Source organism: Thermococcus atlanticus (assembly GCF_054657855.1).
In genome coordinates, this window is the sequence record NZ_BAAHXX010000001.1 from 172,944 (window position 1) to 192,912 (window position 19,969).

A 19,969-nucleotide genomic window follows, 5' to 3' on the forward strand; every position below is an offset into this window, starting at 1 on the left:
CTTCAGTCGAGGTCACTTCCAAAGTCCTCGCTGCCGCCCTTTCCGCCTTCCTTCTCCTTCTCCAGCTTGCTCGCCGCGATGACGTCGTCGATCCTGAGGATCATTATCGCAGCCTCGCTGGCGCTCTTGATGGCCTGCTTGGTGACCCTGACCGGAGCGATGACGCCGCGCTCCATCATGTCGGCAGGCTCGCCCTCGAAGACGTCGACACCGATGGTCGGTCCCTTCTCCTTGTGTGCTGCTATGACCTTAACGAGGGTCTCGATCGGGTCGAGACCTGCGTTCTCAGCGAGCGTCCTCGGGATTATCTTGAGGGCCTCTGCGAAGTTCTCTATTGCAAGGGCCTCCTTGCCGCCGACCTCCTTTGCATACTCGTCGAGCCTGATGGCGAGCTCGATCTCCGGAGCACCGCCGGCGGCGAGTATCTTGCCGTCCTCAATTATGTCCTTGCTAACCTTGACTGCATCTTCGAGCGCCCTCTCGACCTCGTCGACCACGTGCTCGGTGCCGCCGCGGATGAGTATTGTCACAGCCTTCGGGTTCCTGCAGCCCTCAACGAAGATCATGTTCTCGCCGGCCACCTTCCTCTGCTCGACGAGCTCGGCCTCACCGAGGTCCTCGCTGGTGAGGTCGCGCACGTTGGTGACGATTTTAGCTCCTGTCGCTTTCGCGAGCTTCTCCATGTCGCTCTTCTTGACCCTCCTCACGGCGAGAATGCCGTACTTGGCCAGGTAGTGCTGGGCGAGGTCGTCGATGCCCTTCTGGACGAAGACGACGTTTGCTCCAACCTCCTTGATCTTCTCGACCATCTCGCGGAGCATCTTCTCCTCCTGCTCAAGGAAGGCCTGGAGCTGCTCCGGGCTGGTGATTCTGATCTCGGCATCTGTCTCGGTCTCCTTGACCTCAAGGGCCTCGTTGATGAGGGCTATCTTCGCTCCCTCAACCCTCTTCGGCATGCCGGGGTGAACGACTTCCTTGTCGATAACGACACCTCTGATGAGCTTGGTGTCCTTGACGCTTCCTCCTTCCTTCTTCTCGAACTTTATGTTGTCGAGGTCCACCTTGTACTTTCCATCAATTTTCTCTGCGACCTGTCTGACTGCCTCAACGGCTATCCCCGCGAGGTATTCGCGCTCCTCCTCCGCTGCCTTTCCGGTGATGGCTGTAACAGCGGCCTTCTTGAGGGTCTCAACGTCCTCAACGTCCACGTCCTTGGCTATCTCGTCGAGTATCTCCTGGGCCTTCTCGGCAGCGAGAGCGTAACCCTTGATGACTATGCTCGGGTGGATGTTCTGGTCGAGGAGCTCCTCGGCCTTCCTGAGAAGCTCACCGGCGATGACGACGGCGGTAGTAGTTCCATCACCCGCCTCCTTGTCCTGAGTCTTGGCAACCTCAACCATCATCTTAGCAGCAGGGTGCTGGATGTCCATCTCGTCGAGAATCGTTGCACCGTCGTTGGTGATGACGATGTCGCCGAGGCTGTCGACGAGCATTTTATCCATTCCCTTCGGGCCGAGTGTTGTTCTAACCGTCTCGGCTATAATCCTTGCAGCTAAAATGTTTAACCTCTGGGCGTCCCTTCCGACGTACCTCTGGGTTCCTTCAGGCAGAATAACGACCGGCTGTCCGGCAAGCTGTGCCATCTCCAATCACCTCCTTCTGTTTTTTATTTCCTCGAAGGAGGGCTTTTAGTTACAACAGGTACTTCCGGTTTATGGTTCCTTTAGGTTATTTATAAATTTTTCGGTCATTGTCACTCCATCAAATTGTGGGAGGAAAGTCCTAAATATGACCTTTAGGTATTGGTTGGGTGTAATGAGATCAGGCTATATTAAAATCTAAAATCAATGTGAAAGCCTGTGTTATCTGCAGGACAGATCTAAGTGAGTACCTAATGTTTAAATCTACCTGTTGTTTGTATCATTTGAGGGAGTGATTGCAATGAGGCAACTTGACTATGAGGAGGCAATTACAAAGCTGGTTTCTTTTATTCGGGAGAAGGTGGAGGAAGCAAATGCAAGTGGCGTTGTGGTTGGTGTTAGTGGTGGTGTTGATAGTGCAACAACGGCTTTTCTTGCAGTGAAGGTTTTGGGAAAAGAGAAAGTCCTCGGATTGATAATGCCGTATTATGAGAATCAGGATGTGGAAGATGCGAAATTAGTCTGTGAGGCCCTTGGAATCAACTATAAAATCATTAACATTAAACCAGTCGTTGATGCTTTTGAAAAAAGCTTTGATTTTGAACCGGACAAGATTACTAGAGGCAACATAATGGTAAGAACAAGAATGATTCTCCTCTACGCTTACGCGAACCAGTACAACCTCCTTGTCTTGGGAACAAGCAATAAGAGCGAGCTTTTGACGGGCTATTATACTAAGTGGGGTGATGGTGCGAGCGATTATGCTCCGCTCATAAACCTCTACAAGATGGAGGTCTGGGAGATTGCCAAAAGGTTGGGCGTTCCAGAGAGGATCATTAAGAAGAAGCCCACTGCTGGGCTCTGGATAGGGCAGACGGATGAGGATGAGCTCTGCATAAGCTACAAACTCTTGGACGAAATCCTTTACAGATTAGTTGACTTGAAAATGCCCAAGGAGAAAATTGCCGAAGAGCTGAACATTCCAATCGAGAAAGTTGAATATGTTGAAAACCTAATAAAGAAAAGCGAACACAAGAGAAAACTACCAACAGGACCAGAATTTTAGAGCTTAAGTAACAAAATCCCCAAAAGGATGTTGTAAGTAGAAGGAAGCCCCGCCTGGAGAAGAAGCAGCCTTAAAGTCACTTCCCTCGGATAGAGCCCAGAATAAAACGGCAGAATCCTAACCCAGCTTTCATTGAGAAGGACAAACAGCCCATTCCCAAGGAACATGCAACCTAAGACCTTTTGCATCGGGTAATTGTAACCTAGCATCACTTTGGCTATTCCATAAGCGGCCCTTGGGCTGAACACAGCGGTTGTAATATAGGTCATCCCCAGGGAATCCAGGCCGAGACTTCCAAGGATTGGGAACAGTAGTAGAGTCAGCCTCTCCGATGCTCCGGACTTAAGCATTGAGACAACCAAGAGGAAAAGAGGGGTAAATCTGGAAACAAACTTCAGTGAGGCTTTTAGCCCCTTGATTAATCCCTTTTTGAAAGCCTTCTTTGAAAAGTTAAGCTTAATTTTGTTATTCTCGCTGTTGACTTTTTCACCTTTGTATCTCCTACGTCCAATCATCAAAACAACAAAAACAAGAAGAAAATCAAAAAGAATCCTAAGACCGATGAAATAAAGCGTTACAATGCCCAAGAGGGGCAGAAGTACCGGCAGATAGTAGCGGTAGACGTACATAATCCTGAGCGAAAGGTTTGAGGCAAGTATCGCTATATAAAGGTCAACCGGCTCAATCCGCTCCTCCTTCAACAGAGCAGATGCATTTGCGTGGGCAACTCTCGGGCTGACCAGATATAGAGCAGGAACAGGTGTTAAGGCTGGATGGATGCCGAGCTTTGCTATCTTTGCCGTCTTGACACCGATGAGCCTTATCAGGTTTGTCTCACTTAAAGTCTCAGCCAAAATATACCCGAGAGTAATCGATGCTATTGAAATCATGTAAAGCCTCAGAAAGTCCAATCTCTCACATCCTGTAAACTTTAGCGTTTGCAGCTTTCTCTAAGAGATGGAGATATGAAACTCCGGGACTTATCCCGCCTCCCCTCGTATCGTAAATGCTGAGCTCGATATCTTTCTTCCTCAATGCTTTTGCAAGTTCAATGATTTCATCCTTAATTTTCTTTCCAGAAAGGGGAACATTAGCCTTTCCATCTGTTATCAGAAAAGCCCTGACCTTCAGGGATTTATCCTTCATCCTCTCCCTGCCGGCCAGAAGCAGAAGGTTGTAGAGGGCCGAACTCAAAGGCGTTCTCCCTCCGGTCGGGACGCTCTCTATCCTCTCAAGCACCTCCCAGTAGTTCCTGGTTGGCGGAACAAAAACCTCCGCCTGTTTGCCCCTGGCGACTATCAGGGCCATCTTTGACCGCTTTGTGTACCCGTTTTCAACCAGCTTTTCCGCTATCCCCTTTGCAATGCTTATTCTCCTCTTGACGGCCATGCTTCCGCTTGAGTCCAGGAGGAGAACCCAGAGCGTGGGAGCCTTCGCCCTCCTAACCCTAACGCGCACGTCCTTTAGATCAAGCCTTATCGGGGGCTTTTTACCGCTGAGCACGGCCCATACCAGGGAGTTGTAAAAATCCACATCCTTAATTCTGCCGTTGGCGGGCGGAAGATAGGAGACGGGAATTCCCTTCGGAAAGTTCACCACGGTAACGCTTACATCCCTTGAGGAGCGGTAGCCGGCAAAGTCTTTTCCATCAAAGTTCCTGCCCTCTATTCTTGGAATTTTAACCTCCCCTGAGCGAAAATTCTGCTCAAGGTTTCCAGCCCCCTGACTTCGAGCGCTTCCGCTTTTTTCCTCCTTCCCCTGCTCATGCCTGTGCTCGTGCTTATGCTCATGCTTATCCCCTTCGGGCTTTGGAGGCTTCATCCGGGGTGGCTTTTGAAAGGGCTTGTCCCTCAGGCGGTGCGGCAAAGCCAGCTCCATGGCCTTCTCTAAGTCCTCAAGGGAAACCCTTCTCCTTCCGTTTAAAGCGGCTATTGCTTTGGCCGTTTTTATCGTGGTGATTTCAGCCCTGCTGGTCTTTATGCCCAGGTTAATCACGGTCTCGGCCAAAAGCTTGAGCAGGTCGTCGCTTATCTCAACCTTCGGGAGGAGCTCCCTTGCCTTAACGATTCTCTCCGTGAGCCTCTTCTCTTCGCTCTCAAATTTCCTGTAAAAGCCTATTGGATCCTCATGGAACTCCTCAACGCGCTTAACTATCTCCACCCTGTCCTCAGGGTTCATCGGTGCTGAAACCTCAACACATAAGCCAAATCTGTCGAGGATTTGAGGCCTGAGCTCACCCTCCTCCGGGTTCATGCTCCCGACCAGAATAAAGCGAGCGGGATGCCTGAAGGAAATGCCCTCCCTCTCTATGGTGTTCCATCCCATTGCCGCGGCATCCAGTAGCGAATCGGCTATGTAGTCATCGAGAAGGTTAACCTCATCGATGTAAAGCACTCCCCTGTTGGCCTCCGCAAGTATTCCCGGCTGTAAAGCTTTTTTGCCCTCACTCAAAAAGCGCTCCACATCAACTGTTCCAACCAGTCTATCTATGGTAACGCTTAAGGGCAAGTCCACAACGCGCATCCTTCTCCTTGCAACCGGCAGCTCTTCACCCCCCTCGTACCGCTCATAGCAGCTGTCGCACATCTCCAGGGGATTCATGGGATTGCAGTTGAAGGGACAGTCGGCCACGACCTCAATCTCGGGCAAAACGTTGGCCAGAGCTCTAACGAGGGTCGATTTTCCGGTTCCTTTGTCTCCCTTGAGCAGGACACCACCGATCAGCGGATTGACCGCCACACAGAGCAGGGCCAATTTAGCCTTCTCCTGTCCAACTATTGCCGAAAATGGAAAGATTAAGCGTTTTTCACGAGCTTCCATATTTTATCCACCTCCTCAACCTTTTCACTCCAGTGTTCGTCATCCTCAGCCGTGTAGATTTCGATGGTTCCTCCCTGGACTTCCCCCTCTCCAAGGTGCTCCTCCAGAAGCCCCTCAATTTCGGAGTAAGCCTCCATAAGTCTTTCAATCAGCTCATTGCTCGTCTCCCATAGGCCGCGCTCATAGGCCTCTATTAGACGCCTTGCGATTTCCTCGATGGCGTAGGGATTGTGCTCCTCAAACCATCTCCTCATCTCTTCATCAAGAACGTACTTTTGCGCTATTTCATCAAAAACCCAGTCTTCAACAAGCTTCGTTGTTGCCTCCCAGCCGTAGAGGTGAAGGATTTTCTTTGAAAACTCGTTCGCCCCCCTGTAGCCGTGCTTCTTCATCTCGTCTATCCATCTGTCGTTGAGCAGCTTTGCCCTCACAACGCGCTCAAGCTCGTCCTTCATGTCGATTATCTTTGCGTCGCTCACATCCCTCGTGTCGGTCTGAACCACCTCGACGTTCCTGCCCGTTAAAGCCTCCACCGCTGTTTTAAATCCACCGTGATAGGCAAAATAGCAGCAGCAGTTCGTTGGGTCGTGCTCATCGCTTATGTGGTTCCTGTTGATGACGTCAACTTCCCTTAAGTTCAAAACCAGCGAGTCCCTGGCATTGACACCAAATGCATCCCTTCCATAGGCGTAGCCGCTCCACTGAACCCAGACCTTTGCCAGATCTTCATCATCTCTCCACCCAGAGGACTCAACCGCCAGGTTTACACCGGCCCCATAAGCTCCGGGTGGGGCGGAGAAGACTCTAAACCTCGCAAACTTTTGAGCCTCTTCAAAGCTCTTTCCGAGCTCAATCAGCTTTTTAATGTGCTCAATGTAGTGCTTTCTAACGTAATTCATTTCTAACGGCTCATCCAGGGTAACAACCTTTTCCACCGCCTCATCTATGAGGTAGATGTAGTTCGGCAGTGTATCCCTAACGATTCCGCTTATTCTCACGAGGACGTCGATCCTAGGTCTTCCGAGCTCCTCAATGGGGATTACCTCAAGCCCGGCAACCACGTCCCCTTTCCAGATTGGCTTAACTCCAAGCAAATATAGTATCTGGGCTATCTGCTCGCCATCCGCCTTATATCCATCTACACTCCAGAGAACCTGTCCAACGCTTTCGGGGTATTTTCCATGCTTCTTCTTATACTCTTCCAGGAGTTTCTCGGCGGTTTCAACTCCAATTTGCCACGCCGCTTTAGTTGGCAGAGTCCTCGGGTCAACCGCATAGAAGTTTCTCCCGGTCGGCAAAATCTCAAACTTCCCCCTCGTTATGGCACCGGATGGGCCCGGCTTTACATATTTTCCTTCCACGCCTTCTAAAAAGCCATTATATTCCCTTTCGCATTCAGCAATTTTTTGAGCAACCTCAAGGGCTTTTCTGAACGTTTTCTCAAGCTTTTCTTTCTCCTTAACCTGGAATCCGGACTTTTCAATTTCTTCCTCAATGACATTAAAGCCTTCTCCATTAAGCAAACGCTCCAAGCTTTTGACGGCAATTTTGTGGAAGATATGCAGCAGTTCCCTGTTCGCGAATCCATTTGCAGCCTCTAGGGGGTTCTTTCTTATCTCATCGTAGTCCAAGCCTGCTGCCTCGGCAATGACACGCTTAATCGAAGGAAAAGCGTGGGAATCGTAGGCCATCGCTGTGGCAATGTATTCCGCCAGCCTCCCGGGATCTTTCGGTGGATATCCAAAGATATGGAGACCGAGGTTAATCTGAGAGCCTCTCATTAAATCAGCGTAGCGGTGGATTTCCTCTATCGTCCGTTCTTCATTTTCAGGGTTTGCTACTCTTATCCTGTTCTCCTCGGCTTTCTCCAGAATCTGCTCATAAATCTTCCTCCTCCTTGCATCATCTCCCAGGCTCTTTGCCTTCGCATACTGATTCAGGAGGGAATCTAAATCATCCAGAACCTCGGCCATCCCCATTGGAGGATAGATGTGGTCTATCAGCGTTGCGTAACCTCTCCGCTTGGCTATAACTCCCTCCATGGGATTGGAGACGGCATAAACGTAGAGGTGCGGAACATCGTCCAGGGAAGCTTCGGGAACGCACGAAGGGGAAAGCCCAACGCTTTTTCCGGGCCTGAATTCCAGATAGCCGTGAGTTCCGAAGTGTATCATTACATCTGCTCCAAATACCCGCGTTATCCACCTGTAGACGGCCCACCACTGGTGCGGTGGAACTATCGTCGGGTCGTGGAGGACTCTACAGACTTTTCCGTCGCACCTCGCCCCGGCGCAGCCGAACTTTGGCTGTGGCGTAATGAAGACGTTTCCAAACCTTATTCCCGGGACGACAAACTTTCCATCATAAACCATGCCGACGAGCTCTTTGCTGACTTTCCCCGCCAGGACATCCTCTGGTCTTCCCCAATCTTCGACTATTTTTTCTCTCAGGTCCCCGGGAAGCTCATTAAACCACTCCAGATAGTCCTCCAAACTTACGAAGTCAACCGCTCCGCCGCTTTTGACGATTTCCTCGACACTTGTCCATCTGAACTCGCTTATTGCCTTTCTCTCCAGAATCATTCTTATTAGTTCTTCCCCATTCTTTGGAAGCTCTTCACCAACATAGTAGCCTTCTTCTTTTAACCTGTGCAGAAGTCTAACTATGCTCTCCGGAACATCTAAGCCAAGCCCAACGCCTATGCTGGCCTCAAGCCCCTTGCAGGGCGGATTTATTAGGACTATTGCGATTTTAACTTCGCTTTTTGGCTTCTTCCTCAGCTCGAGCCATCTCCCCACCCTCTTCGCGAGATATATCATGTGCTCTTTGTATGGTTCTCCAGCCTTGTAGCCCTCAATATTTCTGGTTCCCGCTATGAATATGGGCTCAATTGCCCCAGCAATCTCAGGGATTATCACTCCATAGACCTGTGTCATATAATCAACGCCCTCTCCTTCCTTCCACTCTCTGAGGCCTTTATAGTAGGAGCGAATTGGAGCAAAAACCGGAATGTTGAGTTTTTCCAGATTCTTCAAATCAACGGTGCCGAAGGAAATTAAACTTACCAGTGCCTCAATAACTGGTTTTCCATCCTTCATGAAGAACTCCCCAAGGGCCTCGTTCTTCTCCTTCCCAAGCCCCGTCGTTGAGTCTTTTCCGTAGGTGAAAACAGGAATTACTCCAAACCCCTCACCTTCAAGGGCTTTGATGAGCTCTTCAATCGGCCTGAATTCCTTATAGAGCCAGGCGCTCCTCCAGAACAGAACTCCAATGAGGGGTCTCCTATCATAAGCCTCCAGATATTCCTCCAGGCTCTCAAAAACCCCCAAATTCGGGTGGTATACGCCCTGCATTGGAACTTCCTTCGGCTCTTCATACTCCCTCTCTTCACCCGCCAGGTTTGCCAAAAACCTGGCTAGGTTCCTCAGGTTCTCATCACCACCGAGGACGTAGTAGGATTTAGCTGTGATAAGGGTATCTTCGGGGACATTGGTTAGGCTTTCCATACCCGCACATGCGATAACCCTGGCTTTGCTTCCCTTAATTTTCTCCTCCACAACCCCGGGAAGTTCGTGGGCATAAATGAAGATTACCTTGGCTTTTTCAACTTTTTCGAGCTCTTTCTCACAGTTCTGATCCGTTAAAACGACCCCATCGATTTTTTCCTCTTCCAGTATTTTTTCCAGCACGGGCAGAGGCCTTGCACCGTAACCCAGTATGAAGCATATCATCTCAATCCCTCCTGTTTAAGGTTTGCCCTCTTGAGGATGTCCATCTTTGAGATGTCCACAAGGGTATTCCTCTCCGTAGGAGATTCACGGCCCATGAAGTTATGGGAACCCCGGTATATCACAACATCACCCCCATCAGGAGTATAAAACAAAGTATGATGGCGCTCCGCGTCGTCATCGAGATGAGCATAATCTTCGTCCCATCTCTGGCCCCATACAGACCGATATAATAGGGAATCAGCACCCTCAGAAAGGTTATGTTTGCGAGAACTGACCCGAGAAGGAGAGACCTTATTAGGGCTTTTTCGCTTATCAATCCGGCTTTTAAGAGGTTTGCACCGAGGGTATAAGCCGCTATGCTGCTCCCCATAGCACTTAAGGCCACACTAATTTCTTCAGGTGAAAGAGGAAGGAAAGCTGCGAAATCTTTTACGAGAGAGGTTAAATACTCAAAAAAGCCCGCAGCTATGAGCAGGGCGGTTATGTAAGTTGTCAGTATCATGGTTTTTAAAATTGGAATTGAGTGCTTCCTGGTTTTTGCTAAGGCCTTTCTTAAAACTTTTTTAAATGGCTCCCGGGAATTTTTGGCTGGGTTTTTAACACCTTTTATTTGTTTTGGGTTTTTAATCAGGAGCTTTCCTGCAAATGCAAAAACCGTTGTCTGGATAAACCCGATAAGAACCAGGATTCCGAAATAAAGCAAACCAAGCCCTCCAAGCGTTGCCAGAAGGACCGGGATCATTGAGTTCCAGTGCCTGACCATTGCGGGAAATGCGTTCATGAGGGAGGCAATGTAGAGCTCCCTCCTGCCTATTTTCCCCTCTTTGTAAAAATCTATGAGCATGGCATTAGCGGCTCTCGTATTTAAGAAGGCTGTTGCAAAGGTTAATGCACACTCCTCCGGAAGATTTGAAATCCTGACAAAGGGTTTCCCCAGAGGGGAAAGCCTGCTGATGATACCTTTCTCGATTAAAAGCTCGGCTACGAATATTCCGATAAGCAATCCGGGAACGGAACGTTTTAAAAAGCTGAGGGCTATTTTCGTTGAAGTGATGAGTAACTCCTGCATTACACTACCTCCGTTTTTGGTATGATAACTCTGAAGCCATTGAACTCCAGGATGTGGATTGGGACACCGTAAACCTCTTCAAGCATCTCCTCTCTCAAAATCTCGTTTGGCTCTCCAACGGCCCTGATCCTTCCTTCCTTGACCAGAGCTATCCTATCCGAATAAATTGAAGCCAGATTTGGATCATGGAGTGTCAGAATTGCCGTAATCCTTTCTTCCCTCGCAAGTTTTTTAACAATCCCAAGAATCTTCACCTGATTTTTGAAGTCCAGATGAGCGGTAGGCTCATCAAGAAGAAGGACTTTTGGTTCCTGCACGAGAGCCCTCGCTATTAGAACCAGCTGTAATTGACCCCCGCTCAGCCGTGTGTAGGGTCTATCCTTAAACCGCTCCATTCCCAGAAGCCTGAGCTTTTCGAGAGCTTTCTCATAGTGTTCCTCCCGCGGACTCTCGAAAACACCGAGCCGGGATGCTAGACCCATAACGACGACGTCCAGAACCGTGTACGGAAAAGGGGGATAGTGGGATTGGGGAACGTAGCCCGCAAGTTTGGCCCTCTCCTTTAATGATAATGAATGAAAATCCCTGCCGTCTATGAAGACGCACTTCTTTTCCGGCTTTAACAGCCCATAGAGGTTCTTTAAAATCGTGGTCTTCCCGCTGCCGTTTGGGCCCAGTAAAGTTAGAATCTCACCTTCATTAACCTCGAAGCAAACATTTTCAACCCTGAAATCGCCGTAGCTGAAGGATAATCCTTTAACTTCAAGCATGCCAGCCACCGCCCGTCTTTCTCAACAGATAGGCAAAGAAGGGTATCCCAAGCAATGTGGTCAGTATCCCGATTGGAATCTCATAGGTGGCCACTGATCTCGCCAATGTATCCGCCAGAACCATGAAAGATGCACCAACGGTTATTGAGAGGGGGATTAGCTGCCTGTGGTCGGGCCCAAAGGCCATTCTGACCATGTGGGGAACCATTAGGCCGACCCATCCTATAACCCCACAGAACGCAACTGAAACCGCTGTAGTGAGGGAAACAAGCACTATAAATACGAATTTTATCCTCTCGGTCTCAATCCCAACGAGCCTGGCTTCCTCTCCGAAGGAAAGTATGTTAAGCTGCCATCTCATCAGATATATCACGATGCACCCCGTGAGGATGACAGGGAATGCCATTTTCACCGAGTGCCAGTCGGTATCTGCAAAGCTCCCCATGAGCCAGTAAACGACACTCGCGAGTTTATCATGACTCATCAGGAACTTGAGCAGCGAGGTTAATGCGGAGAAGAATGCATTGACTATTATTCCGGCGAGAATGAGTGAGACGGGGCTTATTCTGCCCCCCATCTTCGCAAGGGATGTTGTCAAGAACACGGCGAGCAGGGCAAAAGCAAACGCCAGGGGGGTAACGCCCAGACCCAGGGAGAATCCTATTGCCAGCGCAGCTCCAAAGGCGGCCCCTGAGGAAATCCCCAGAATATAGCTGTTAACGAGGGGATTTCTAAATATTGCCTGGAGAACAGCTCCTGAAAGCGCAAGTGCCGAGCCCACCATCATGGCCAGGAGGACTCGTGGAAGTCTTATTTCAAACAGAATTACGCGATAAACGTCAGGATAGTGATTCTGAATATCGAAATTTAATCTTCCAAGGGTTATCGCGGTCATGCCAGTGGAGGCAAGCTGTGTGGTTTTGATCAGGAGCATGTTGATAATCGCCGGGAGCGGGATGTGATACGACCCTATACACAGGCTTATGAGCAGGGAAAAGAGAGGAGAAGTTAAAAGAAAGAGAAAGAGGAGCCGTTTCATACTCATGTTCATTGATTAGCCCTCCATGCCGTAGAACCTCTTGATGAGTTCCCGGTATATCGGCTTCCAGTCCGGGTAGTACTCGGGATAAATTGCATGACCGAAGGCATAGATTCCGGTCACAAATCTGGGTCCGTAGAGAGCCGCTGCATTCTTTGACCATGAGCTCACTAGTATCCCAATGACATGGCCGTCTTTAACGGCTTTAATCTGCTGCCATCTCGGGTCGTTCTTTATCTTTTCCACAGCTTCACTGAGTCTCTTTGCGTCCCAATCAACCACTATTAAAACGTCTGTCTTGTTCCCGAAGTATGCTATGAGCTTTTCGAGGTCAAACTTTGGATACTGGGTTGAGAAGTTGTAGTCGAATGCAACGTTGTGCGCCCCCACAAGTTCTACTGTTTGAGCGTATGCCGAGCCCCTGTATGCTATGCTTATTTCTCCTGTTGCGTATTTCCCTGTTATGGATGACCCGTAGACTATGAGAACGTTCTTCTTTTTGTCTGCCGGTATCCTGCTCGCTATGTCTAAAGCTTCGTTGTAGTATTTCTCAAGGAAGCTCGCTAATTCTTCAGCCCTCTTCTCTCTGTCGAAAACTTTTCCGAGAACTCTTATTATTCTGATGTTCTCGTAGGGCATTTCTGTTCCGGTTGCATTGGAGTCTGGGATTCCGAGGGCCAGAACTTTGAATCCAAACTCCCTGGATTTCTCTATGACCTCAAGCTCTCCGGGGGTGAAGCCTCCTTTCCAGCGTCCCATCAGGATTAAATCGGGTTTGAGGCCGGCCACGGTTTCCCAGTTGATGGCTTTTTCCCAGGTTGTCCCGACGGTGGGTTTTTTCCTGACGTCTTCTGGCAGAAACTGGTCGTAGGGCACGTATTTCCCTATGCCAACGATTCTATCTGCGACTCCAAGGCAGTACATTACCTCTGCCCAATAACCGTTGAGGGCTATGACCCTCTCAGGCGGCTTTTCAAAGGTTATTTTTCTGCCCATTGAATCCATTACTGTTATCGGAGTGTTGTACTTAACTCCATAGAAGTTTTCAAGCAGGTCTTTCGCCACCGGCTTCCAGTCCGGGTAATATTCGGGATAGATTATATTTCCAATCTGATAAACGCCCACTATTATCCTCGGCCCCCAGTCCAAGAATCCGTTGGAACCTGCTAAAATCCCATAGACGTGGCCTTCTTTTACGGCTTTAATTGCCCTCCATCTTGGGTCTGTTCTGATTGCACTTAATGCCTTGTCGAGCCTCTCTTTGCTGAATGAAGTGAGGATTAGGACATCCGTTTTATTCCCCCAATAGGCTATTATTCTTTCAAGATCGAGCTTTGGCCATGGTGTGTTGAACTTTTTGTCAAAAGCTAGGTTATGAGCACCTACAAGCTGGACTATGCTTGCCCACGCACTCCCATTTGCATACATTGTGATTGGCTTGTTTATATCTATCGGGGCGTTTATCATAAGGACGTTCTTTCGCTTGTTATTGGGTATCTGGCTGGTTATCTTTTTAACTTCATCCAGCTTTTCCTGCATCCAACTTGCGAGTTCTTCAGCCTTTTTCTCCCTTCCGAAGACTTTTCCAAGGAGCTCAACGATCCTAATGTTATCTTTAACACTCTTTGCCGTAAGTGCTATTACGGGTATGCCAAGCTGCTCCGCTTTTTTTATGGTTTCTGCATCTGCATACTTCCCGCCATACCAGTCAATTATTATGAGGTCAGGTTTGAGCCCGGCTACTGTTTCCCAGTTCAGGCCTTTGAAGTTGCTACCTACGACGGGTTTTTTTCTGACGTCTTCTGGGACATATGGATCATGGGGTATGTACCTTCCTATTCCAACTATCCTTTTTTGAACGCCAAGAATTGAGAGTATCTCTGCCCAGTAAGTACTCAGGACTACAACCCTTTCAGGGGACTTTTCTATAGTGACCTTCCTTCCTGCAAAATCTGTAATGGTTAGGGGATATCCGGTCTTGCTGGTGGTTGTTGGAGTGGTTTTTTGTTCCTGGACATTTTGAGCTGGCTTAATACTGCTTGATGTGGTTTTGGTAGCTTTTTCACTTATGCACCCGGCACTAAAGACGCTGAAAACTAAAACTGAGAGCATAAGCAACGCCAAGAGTTTTTTGCTACTCTTCATCAATTTCACCACCAATCGTGCTACTAATTTAGTTATTGGTATTATCATACAGGAATCAAAGCGGGAATTTTTAACGCTTTTTAAAACGGTGGGTTCTCAACCCATAGTTAAGATGGTTCCATTGAGATGAACCTCAATCCCGAGGCTCTCAAGTCTCTCTTTCAGCTCTAAAAGCTCCCCCTCGGGCCAGCAGTGTTCCAAACACCAGCTCTCATCCCTCGGGTTGGTTAGAGGCCTCCCTACGAGGGGATTAAGGACGACGTGGAAGTCTGTTTCAACTCTCCTCAAGCTCTCCTCTATGTGGGGCCACGCGTTCATCTCCTTCGCCACCGGGATTCTAAGCTCGAGCGGGAGCCCATGATCCGAAACGACTTCAAGCCCCCTGAGGAAGAGCTTCCAGAGTTTTTCTGTAGGCTTTTCGGGAAGGCTGTAGAGTTCCGGCGGTGCCTTGAGGTCGGTGGCGATGTGATCCACCAGACCGGCCGCTAGGAGTTTTTCGAGGGGACCAATGAGGGTAAGGTTGGTGTTCAGACTAACCGGGACGTCGAGAAGCTTCACTTCGGCGAAGAGCGAGCCCAGTTCTCGCCATTGCATCAGCGGCTCGCCACCGGTGACGTGGAAGTAGTCCACCATGAAAGCCGAAGTTTCGAGATCCTCGAGGAGTTGGTCCCCGTCAAGCCTGAAGCAGTCGAGTCCTTCGGCGATACGCCAGTTGTGGCAGAAGGGGCACTTGAGGTTGCACCCGCAGAGCCACAGGGTGAAGGTAATGCTCCCGTGAACGTCAACCATGCTCACACTTTTCCAGCCTGCGGTGAGCATTAAACCACCTCCAAAAAGGATCAGGAGGGGTAGTGCCTCCTTGTCCAGAACTCCTTCTTCCTGAAGGGGTTCCAGTTCTTTAGGGGTCTGTAGTAGCCGATTATTCTGCTCCATATCTCGACGTTCTCGCTTCCGCAGCGCGGGCAGTGGGTGTGAAGGCCGGTAGTTGAAAATTTACAGTCGTTGCAGACGGTTAAAGCCGGAGTGTAGCTCCAGTACACGAGTTCGGTTCTCATGAGCCTCCTTGTGAGTTTTGCCAGTGCTTCTGGATCCGGCTCCTCTCCGAGGAATATGTGCATCATCACACCTCCGGTAAAGATTCTCTGAACCTTCTCCTCTATGCGTATCCTGTCACCCAGCTCAAGCGAGCCGTAGTAGGGGGCTATGCTAGTGGAGTAAATCGGGTTCTCGGGGTCATTGAGATACTCTTTAAGCTCGGGAAAGTCGTGTAGGTCCTTCACGGCGAGCTTTGCCGCGGCGCTCTCGCCGGGAACCTCCTCCACGTTCCATGGAATGCCGGTTTCTCCCATCCACTCCCTAGCTTTGGAAGTCGCGAACTTGACCATCTCCTTCATCAGCTCCGCAGCTTTGAGCCAGTCCTTCCTGCTTCCTTCCTCCCAGAGCTTTGGCTCGTTGAGGTAAATTGCAACGGCCTCAGGAAGGCCAAGGATCCCCACCGTGTTGAAGTGACTCCCCAGAAATTCTGGAAGGTAGGTGTGAATCATGCTGTACATGTGGCGGCAATTCGTTATCAGCCTCATGTAGCGCTCCCTGAACCAGTCGGTGGTTCTCCTGACTGTTTCAAGGACGTGTTCGTACTCTTTCCAGAAGGCATTGTCGTTTCCATTGGCCTTGAGTGCAAGCCTAGGGAGGTTCACCGTCGTAACGTTCACAGAGCCCGTAACGTCAGGCATCGCCCAGAGTCCACCGAAGCTGCCCCGCTCAAGTCTTTCAATGGCCTCTTCCTCCGTGCTCTTTTTGGAAACTCCAAAAGCGAGTGTCATCTCCGTTTTGTCAATGGCTATTCTGCAGCACATGGCGTAGCTTGCATCTGGATCCACTATCCTTGTGTTCAACCAGTAGAAGCTCCCGCGCTTTGATGCCGTTTTAAAGACCGCTTCGAAGATCTCAGGGTCGTCCCAGAGCATCTTGGAGGTGGTCATCAGAGTCGGAATGGGGAAGGTGAACGGTTGTCCAAGGGCATCACCCTCGCGAAGAACCTCTGTTAGAGCGATAAAAAAGTCCTTTGCTTCCCTTTCGTACTCGCCGAGCGGTTCGACCCTTTCACCGGCGTAGACTGCGTGGTCGCCTTCGAGCATCTTCTTCGGGGCGTCGAGCGTTACGGTGAAGTTCGTGAAAGGGGTTTGCATCCCGACCCTGCTCGGATAGTTGAGGTTGTATACCAGCCTCTGAATCCCCTGCTTTATTTTATGTCTGCTCAGGTCTTCTTCCCGTATAAACGGCCCGGCGTACCATTCCACTGAACTCAGAGCCTGGGCGCCGCTGAAGTAGTGTTGCATGGTTATGAGGTAGTTCGCTATGTGATCAACGTAGGTGTCGAAGTGTTTGGCCGGCTTTGATACTATCGTCGGTGTTTTGAGGCCCTTCTCAAGGAGTCGTGCTGTGCTGTGACCGGTGCAGTAGGGAATGTAGAGGCTGTAAGGGAGTTTGTGAATGTAGATCTCTCCCATGAAATGGGCCTTCCTTCCCTCCTTCGGGACTAGTGAGAGGCTATCTTTTAAGGCCTCCTCCATCACGTAGGCGAAGAAGCCCGTCGGTCCGGGGTAGCGGTTTGCGTTCTCTAGGACGTCGAGGCCCTCCCAACTTGAGTACTCCGTCATTAAGTCTTTCCTTGCACTCTCCATTTGTACCACCTGGATAATTTATCCAATATCTGAAGGCTCAGGCAATGAATATAACCCTTGCCCATGGGGTGATGAGCAGGACGTCAATTTCTCTCGAAAATGTTGGTTAAAATATCCATTTATCTTCCAGTGAGTTGGTGTTCTTCCATTCAAAATGCCAGTCAATTTTATAAGTTGGAATACTATCCGTCGAGTTATTGACTTTTTTCTTTTGCAGGCCTCGTTCTTTGGGCGGGGGTACGGTGTTTGGTAATCCAGCTCTCAACCCGGAAAACAACACTATTTTAAAGCTTAAAACCAATACTATTCATTGAAATGAAGCGTTCAGTAACGGTTAAACTACAGCCCTCAAAAGCTCAAGAAGACATCCTCTTCGAATTAGCTCACGCCACGGCAATAATCTGGAACAAACTCAATTACCAGCGTTTAAAACAATTCAAAGAATTTGGCAAAATCGACTTTAACGGAACAGAAAAAGAAGCTTACCACCTTTTCAAAAACTGGACTGGTGGTTCAACTGTTCAACAATTAGCCCGAAAGAACGCTGAGGCGTGGCGGAGCTTCTTCTCCCTCAACCGGAAGAAAAAGAAGGGAGAACTGCCCGAATGGTTTAAGCCAAAACCGCCAAAATTTATCAGGGAGGAAAATGGCAGAAAACTCTTCATAATTCCACTCCGGAACGACCAGTATAAAATTATGGGAAACGTCATCGAGTTGAGGAGGCTCGGAAGATTCGGCAGGCTCAAAATCCAGTTCAAGGAGAGAATACACTTAAAAGGCAAGCAGGGGAGGTTAGAAATCACTTATGATGGGGTAAAGCGGAAGTGGTACGCTCATCTAAGCTTCACGGTCGAGGAGAAACTTGAGAGTGGGGAGTGGGTTGCACTCCCGAGAACACCAAAAGGTAACCTCTCAGCGGGAATTGACTTGGGAGTGAACAATTTAATGGCTGTTTACGTTGAAAACGGCCAGAGCTTCCTCGTGAACGGGAGGCCTTTAAAGAGCATTGACTTTTACTGGAGAAGAAGAATCGCCGACTATCAGTCTAAACTCAACAAGTCCGGAGCTAAAACGAGCAGGAAGTTCAAGAGAATGCATGAGAAGGCCAAACTTCAAGCAAGACACTACATTAACACTGCCGTAAGGCAAACCGTGAGAAGGCTTTATGAGCTTGGAGTCTCAGGGATTGTGGTCGGTTATCCTAAAGGCATAGCCAGAAACTCAGACAAAGGCAGAACGCAGAATTTCATTCTCTCTCACGTGTGGAGGTTTAATTATGTTATCAAACGCTTGAAGGAAGTTGCTGAGGAGTATGGTATTAGTGTTATAATCACGGGTGAGGCTTTCACTTCTCAATCCTGTCCCCTCTGTGGCCAGCGGCATTCTAACGCTCGCTTTGTTAGGGGTTTGTTTGAGTGCCGCGGGGAGGGTGTTGTTATGAACGCGGATTTAGTTGGAGCGTTCAACATTTTGAGGAAGGCTGTGAAAACCATAACCCCCAGCCTACCGGGTTTGACGGCAGGTAGGGGTAACTGGCCTGAGACCGGGCCGGAGGGGTTCGAAGAACCCGTTTTAACGGGTTCTTTGATGAGAACCCCTCAAACCTCCCCATCACTGGCGAGGGGTTAAGCCAAACCCCCGCAAAGGGGAGGAGGTCAGGTTTTGATAGAAGATAGCAGTTCTTTTGATGTTTTCCCTTACGATAATTCAATAGCTTTTTAACCCGTCCGGCGAACCGGAATCAGGTGATGGAAAATGGAGCTCGGAAAGGAGTGGGAGAAGGCTTTGAGCGAGAATGACTGCGAGAAGCTGCTTGAGCTTTTTGACGATTACATCGAGGGCATCGAGGACGAGGAGACGCTGAGAAAAGAGCTGGAGAGGCTGAAGGAGGCCGTCGTTGGCTGTGGCGACCCCTACGAGCTGGCCCATGAGATGGCCCACGTTTATGCACACCTCGACGATGTGGAGAGCGGCATTGAGCTCTACAGGGAGCTGGCGGAGCGTAAGAGAGACGACCCGGAGGAGTACGCGACGGCACTCTACTACCTGGCCGATGCATACGAGCACTTCGGCATGCCGGAGAAGGCTATAGAGACCTACGAGGAGCTCCTCAAGCTTGAGGAAAAGCTGGGTAACGAGAGGGAGATAGCCCTAACACTGGCGAACATAGCGGTGAACTACGACGAACTCGGAGAAACTGAAAAGGCAATCGAGCTCATGGAGCGTGCCAAGGAGATTTTCGAGAGGCTCGGGGACGGAAGGAACCATATGGTTAGCCTGCTCGATCTGGCGCACTTCCACTACGAGCTCGGGGACTACGATACCGCAGAGGCGCTGATAGGGGTGGTTCTCAGACAGCCGAGGGAGGATGAAATAGAGGTCAATGCAAAGCTCGTTGAGGCGGAGATATTTGCGGGAAGGGAGGAGTATGAAAAGGCCTTCAGGGCGCTCAGGGATGGCCTCGTTAAGGCTGTGGAAACGGGGGATGAAGCGCTCGGTCTCGTCTTCGAGACGCTCGTTGACTTCATCGAGGGGCTCTTCAACGAGAACGCCTACGAGACGGTTGCCAAAAACATGGAGTCCTTTGCGGAGCTCTTCGAGGATGATACTGCGTACTTCTTCAGGGCAATAGGTGAGCTCGCCCGCTGGAAGGCTGGAGATGATAACGCCAAAGCCCGCTTCGATGAGCTCTACTCAAAGGTGGAAAACGAGGAGCTCAAAGCCATCCTCGACGAGTGGAAGAGGCCAAAGCTGAGTTTTGGGCCAGGGTTCTAGGCCTTTATTTCCTCATTTAATCCCTTGTGTAGCGCTCTATCTCAAGGAGGCTCTTTCTGATGACGTTTTCCCCGGCGTTCCATATTTCGATTCCAACGACATTGCCATTCTTGTCGTACTCAAACCATACATCGTCGTCAACTTCATCGGTATCGGTCACGGGGCCCTCTCTAATCAGGATGTATAAGATGTCAGCATTTGGATCGTATCTTACTTTCATACCTCCACCC

General features: G+C 49.6%; 15 protein-coding genes. 3 read left to right on the plus strand and 12 right to left on the minus strand.

The genetic code is table 11. The features are described from left to right. Positions 1-2: 2 nt before the first annotated feature. The gene (gene thsB / locus ACYQ27_RS00905; RefSeq protein WP_460040790.1) at positions 3-1,643 is read right to left on the minus strand and encodes a thermosome subunit beta; all 1,641 of its coding nucleotides are present in this window, start codon (positions 1,641-1,643) and stop codon (positions 3-5) included. A gap of 298 nt (positions 1,644-1,941) precedes the next feature. Here thsB and ACYQ27_RS00910 point away from each other — a divergent pair, with 298 nt between their 5' ends. Further along, positions 1,942-2,706, plus strand: coding sequence for an NAD+ synthase (locus ACYQ27_RS00910; RefSeq protein WP_456453802.1), 765 nt, complete (start codon positions 1,942-1,944; stop codon positions 2,704-2,706). On the opposite strand, the gene ACYQ27_RS00915 is transcribed toward ACYQ27_RS00910, so the two are convergent. The 10 genes from ACYQ27_RS00915 to ACYQ27_RS00960 all read right to left on the minus strand — a co-directional run bounded on the left by ACYQ27_RS00915 (position 2,703) and on the right by ACYQ27_RS00960 (position 16,964). Continuing rightward, positions 2,703-3,617: a hypothetical protein gene (locus tag ACYQ27_RS00915; RefSeq protein ID WP_456453797.1), complete on the minus strand. Its 915-nt coding sequence runs from the start codon at positions 3,615-3,617 to the stop codon at positions 2,703-2,705. The genes ACYQ27_RS00910 and ACYQ27_RS00915 overlap by 4 nt on opposite strands. Before the next feature lie 4 nt (positions 3,618-3,621). Then, positions 3,622-5,526, minus strand: a complete 1,905-nt coding sequence (locus ACYQ27_RS00920) for an ATP-binding protein (RefSeq protein WP_456453796.1) — start codon at positions 5,524-5,526, stop codon at positions 3,622-3,624. Then, positions 5,502-9,257 carry a cobaltochelatase subunit CobN gene (locus tag ACYQ27_RS00925; RefSeq protein WP_460040791.1) on the minus strand — a complete coding sequence of 1,252 codons (3,756 nt, stop codon included), beginning with the start codon at positions 9,255-9,257 and terminating at the stop codon, positions 5,502-5,504. The genes ACYQ27_RS00920 and ACYQ27_RS00925 overlap by 25 nt, the downstream gene beginning before the upstream one ends. Next, positions 9,254-9,379, minus strand: a complete 126-nt coding sequence (locus ACYQ27_RS00930; protein WP_456452725.1) for a hypothetical protein — start codon at positions 9,377-9,379, stop codon at positions 9,254-9,256. The genes ACYQ27_RS00925 and ACYQ27_RS00930 overlap by 4 nt, the downstream gene beginning before the upstream one ends. Further along, on the minus strand, positions 9,376-10,326 hold the full coding sequence (locus ACYQ27_RS00935) for a hypothetical protein (RefSeq protein ID WP_460040792.1): 951 nt from the start codon (positions 10,324-10,326) through the stop codon (positions 9,376-9,378). The genes ACYQ27_RS00930 and ACYQ27_RS00935 overlap by 4 nt, the downstream gene beginning before the upstream one ends. Further along, a complete protein-coding gene (locus ACYQ27_RS00940; protein ID WP_460040793.1) occupies positions 10,326-11,096 on the minus strand; it encodes an ABC transporter ATP-binding protein in 771 nt (256 codons plus the stop codon). The genes ACYQ27_RS00935 and ACYQ27_RS00940 overlap by 1 nt, the downstream gene beginning before the upstream one ends. Beyond that, complete coding sequence (locus ACYQ27_RS00945; protein WP_456452114.1) at positions 11,089-12,147, minus strand: FecCD family ABC transporter permease; 1,059 nt, start codon at positions 12,145-12,147, stop codon at positions 11,089-11,091. Before ACYQ27_RS00945 ends, ACYQ27_RS00940 begins: the two co-directional genes overlap by 8 nt. Before the next feature lie 3 nt (positions 12,148-12,150). Further along, entirely contained in the window at positions 12,151-14,280 is a 2,130-nt protein-coding gene (locus tag ACYQ27_RS00950; protein ID WP_460040794.1) for an ABC transporter substrate-binding protein, read from the minus strand. Positions 14,281-14,376: 96 nt separating this feature from the next. Next, a complete protein-coding gene (locus ACYQ27_RS00955; RefSeq protein ID WP_460040795.1) occupies positions 14,377-15,099 on the minus strand; it encodes an anaerobic ribonucleoside-triphosphate reductase activating protein in 723 nt (240 codons plus the stop codon). Between the two features lie 20 nt (positions 15,100-15,119). Beyond that, the gene (locus tag ACYQ27_RS00960; RefSeq protein ID WP_460040796.1) at positions 15,120-16,964 is read right to left on the minus strand and encodes an anaerobic ribonucleoside triphosphate reductase; all 1,845 of its coding nucleotides are present in this window, start codon (positions 16,962-16,964) and stop codon (positions 15,120-15,122) included. 315 nt (positions 16,965-17,279) lie between these two features. Between ACYQ27_RS00960 and ACYQ27_RS00965 the strand changes: the two genes are divergently transcribed. Both ACYQ27_RS00965 and ACYQ27_RS00970 read left to right on the plus strand, forming a co-directional pair. Further along, positions 17,280-18,593 carry an RNA-guided endonuclease InsQ/TnpB family protein gene (locus ACYQ27_RS00965; protein ID WP_460040797.1) on the plus strand — a complete coding sequence of 438 codons (1,314 nt, stop codon included), beginning with the start codon at positions 17,280-17,282 and terminating at the stop codon, positions 18,591-18,593. A gap of 126 nt (positions 18,594-18,719) precedes the next feature. Continuing rightward, the gene (locus ACYQ27_RS00970; RefSeq protein WP_460040798.1) at positions 18,720-19,739 is read left to right on the plus strand and encodes a tetratricopeptide repeat protein; all 1,020 of its coding nucleotides are present in this window, start codon (positions 18,720-18,722) and stop codon (positions 19,737-19,739) included. A 16-nt stretch (positions 19,740-19,755) separates the two neighbouring features. Here the strand turns inward: ACYQ27_RS00970 and ACYQ27_RS00975 are convergent, their stop codons facing one another. Further along, on the minus strand, positions 19,756-19,959 hold the full coding sequence (locus ACYQ27_RS00975; RefSeq protein ID WP_460040799.1) for a DUF2283 domain-containing protein: 204 nt from the start codon (positions 19,957-19,959) through the stop codon (positions 19,756-19,758). Between the last annotated feature and the right edge of the window lie 10 nt (positions 19,960-19,969).

Coding starts and splice junctions, on each gene's coding strand:
- ACYQ27_RS00965 (WP_460040797.1), top strand. CDS start 17,280: ATGAAGCGTTCAGTAACGGTTAAACTACAGCCCTCAAAAGCTCAAGAA.
- thsB (WP_460040790.1), bottom strand. CDS start 1,643: ATGGCACAGCTTGCCGGACAGCCGGTCGTTATTCTGCCTGAAGGAACC.
- ACYQ27_RS00970 (WP_460040798.1), top strand. CDS start 18,720: ATGGAGCTCGGAAAGGAGTGGGAGAAGGCTTTGAGCGAGAATGACTGC.
- ACYQ27_RS00920 (WP_456453796.1), bottom strand. CDS start 5,526: ATGGAAGCTCGTGAAAAACGCTTAATCTTTCCATTTTCGGCAATAGTT.
- ACYQ27_RS00960 (WP_460040796.1), bottom strand. CDS start 16,964: ATGGAGAGTGCAAGGAAAGACTTAATGACGGAGTACTCAAGTTGGGAG.
- ACYQ27_RS00935 (WP_460040792.1), bottom strand. CDS start 10,326: ATGCAGGAGTTACTCATCACTTCAACGAAAATAGCCCTCAGCTTTTTA.
- ACYQ27_RS00940 (WP_460040793.1), bottom strand. CDS start 11,096: ATGCTTGAAGTTAAAGGATTATCCTTCAGCTACGGCGATTTCAGGGTT.
- ACYQ27_RS00925 (WP_460040791.1), bottom strand. CDS start 9,257: ATGATATGCTTCATACTGGGTTACGGTGCAAGGCCTCTGCCCGTGCTG.
- ACYQ27_RS00910 (WP_456453802.1), top strand. CDS start 1,942: ATGAGGCAACTTGACTATGAGGAGGCAATTACAAAGCTGGTTTCTTTT.
- ACYQ27_RS00950 (WP_460040794.1), bottom strand. CDS start 14,280: ATGAAGAGTAGCAAAAAACTCTTGGCGTTGCTTATGCTCTCAGTTTTA.
- ACYQ27_RS00975 (WP_460040799.1), bottom strand. CDS start 19,959: ATGAAAGTAAGATACGATCCAAATGCTGACATCTTATACATCCTGATT.
- ACYQ27_RS00955 (WP_460040795.1), bottom strand. CDS start 15,099: ATGCTCACCGCAGGCTGGAAAAGTGTGAGCATGGTTGACGTTCACGGG.
- ACYQ27_RS00945 (WP_456452114.1), bottom strand. CDS start 12,147: ATGAACATGAGTATGAAACGGCTCCTCTTTCTCTTTCTTTTAACTTCT.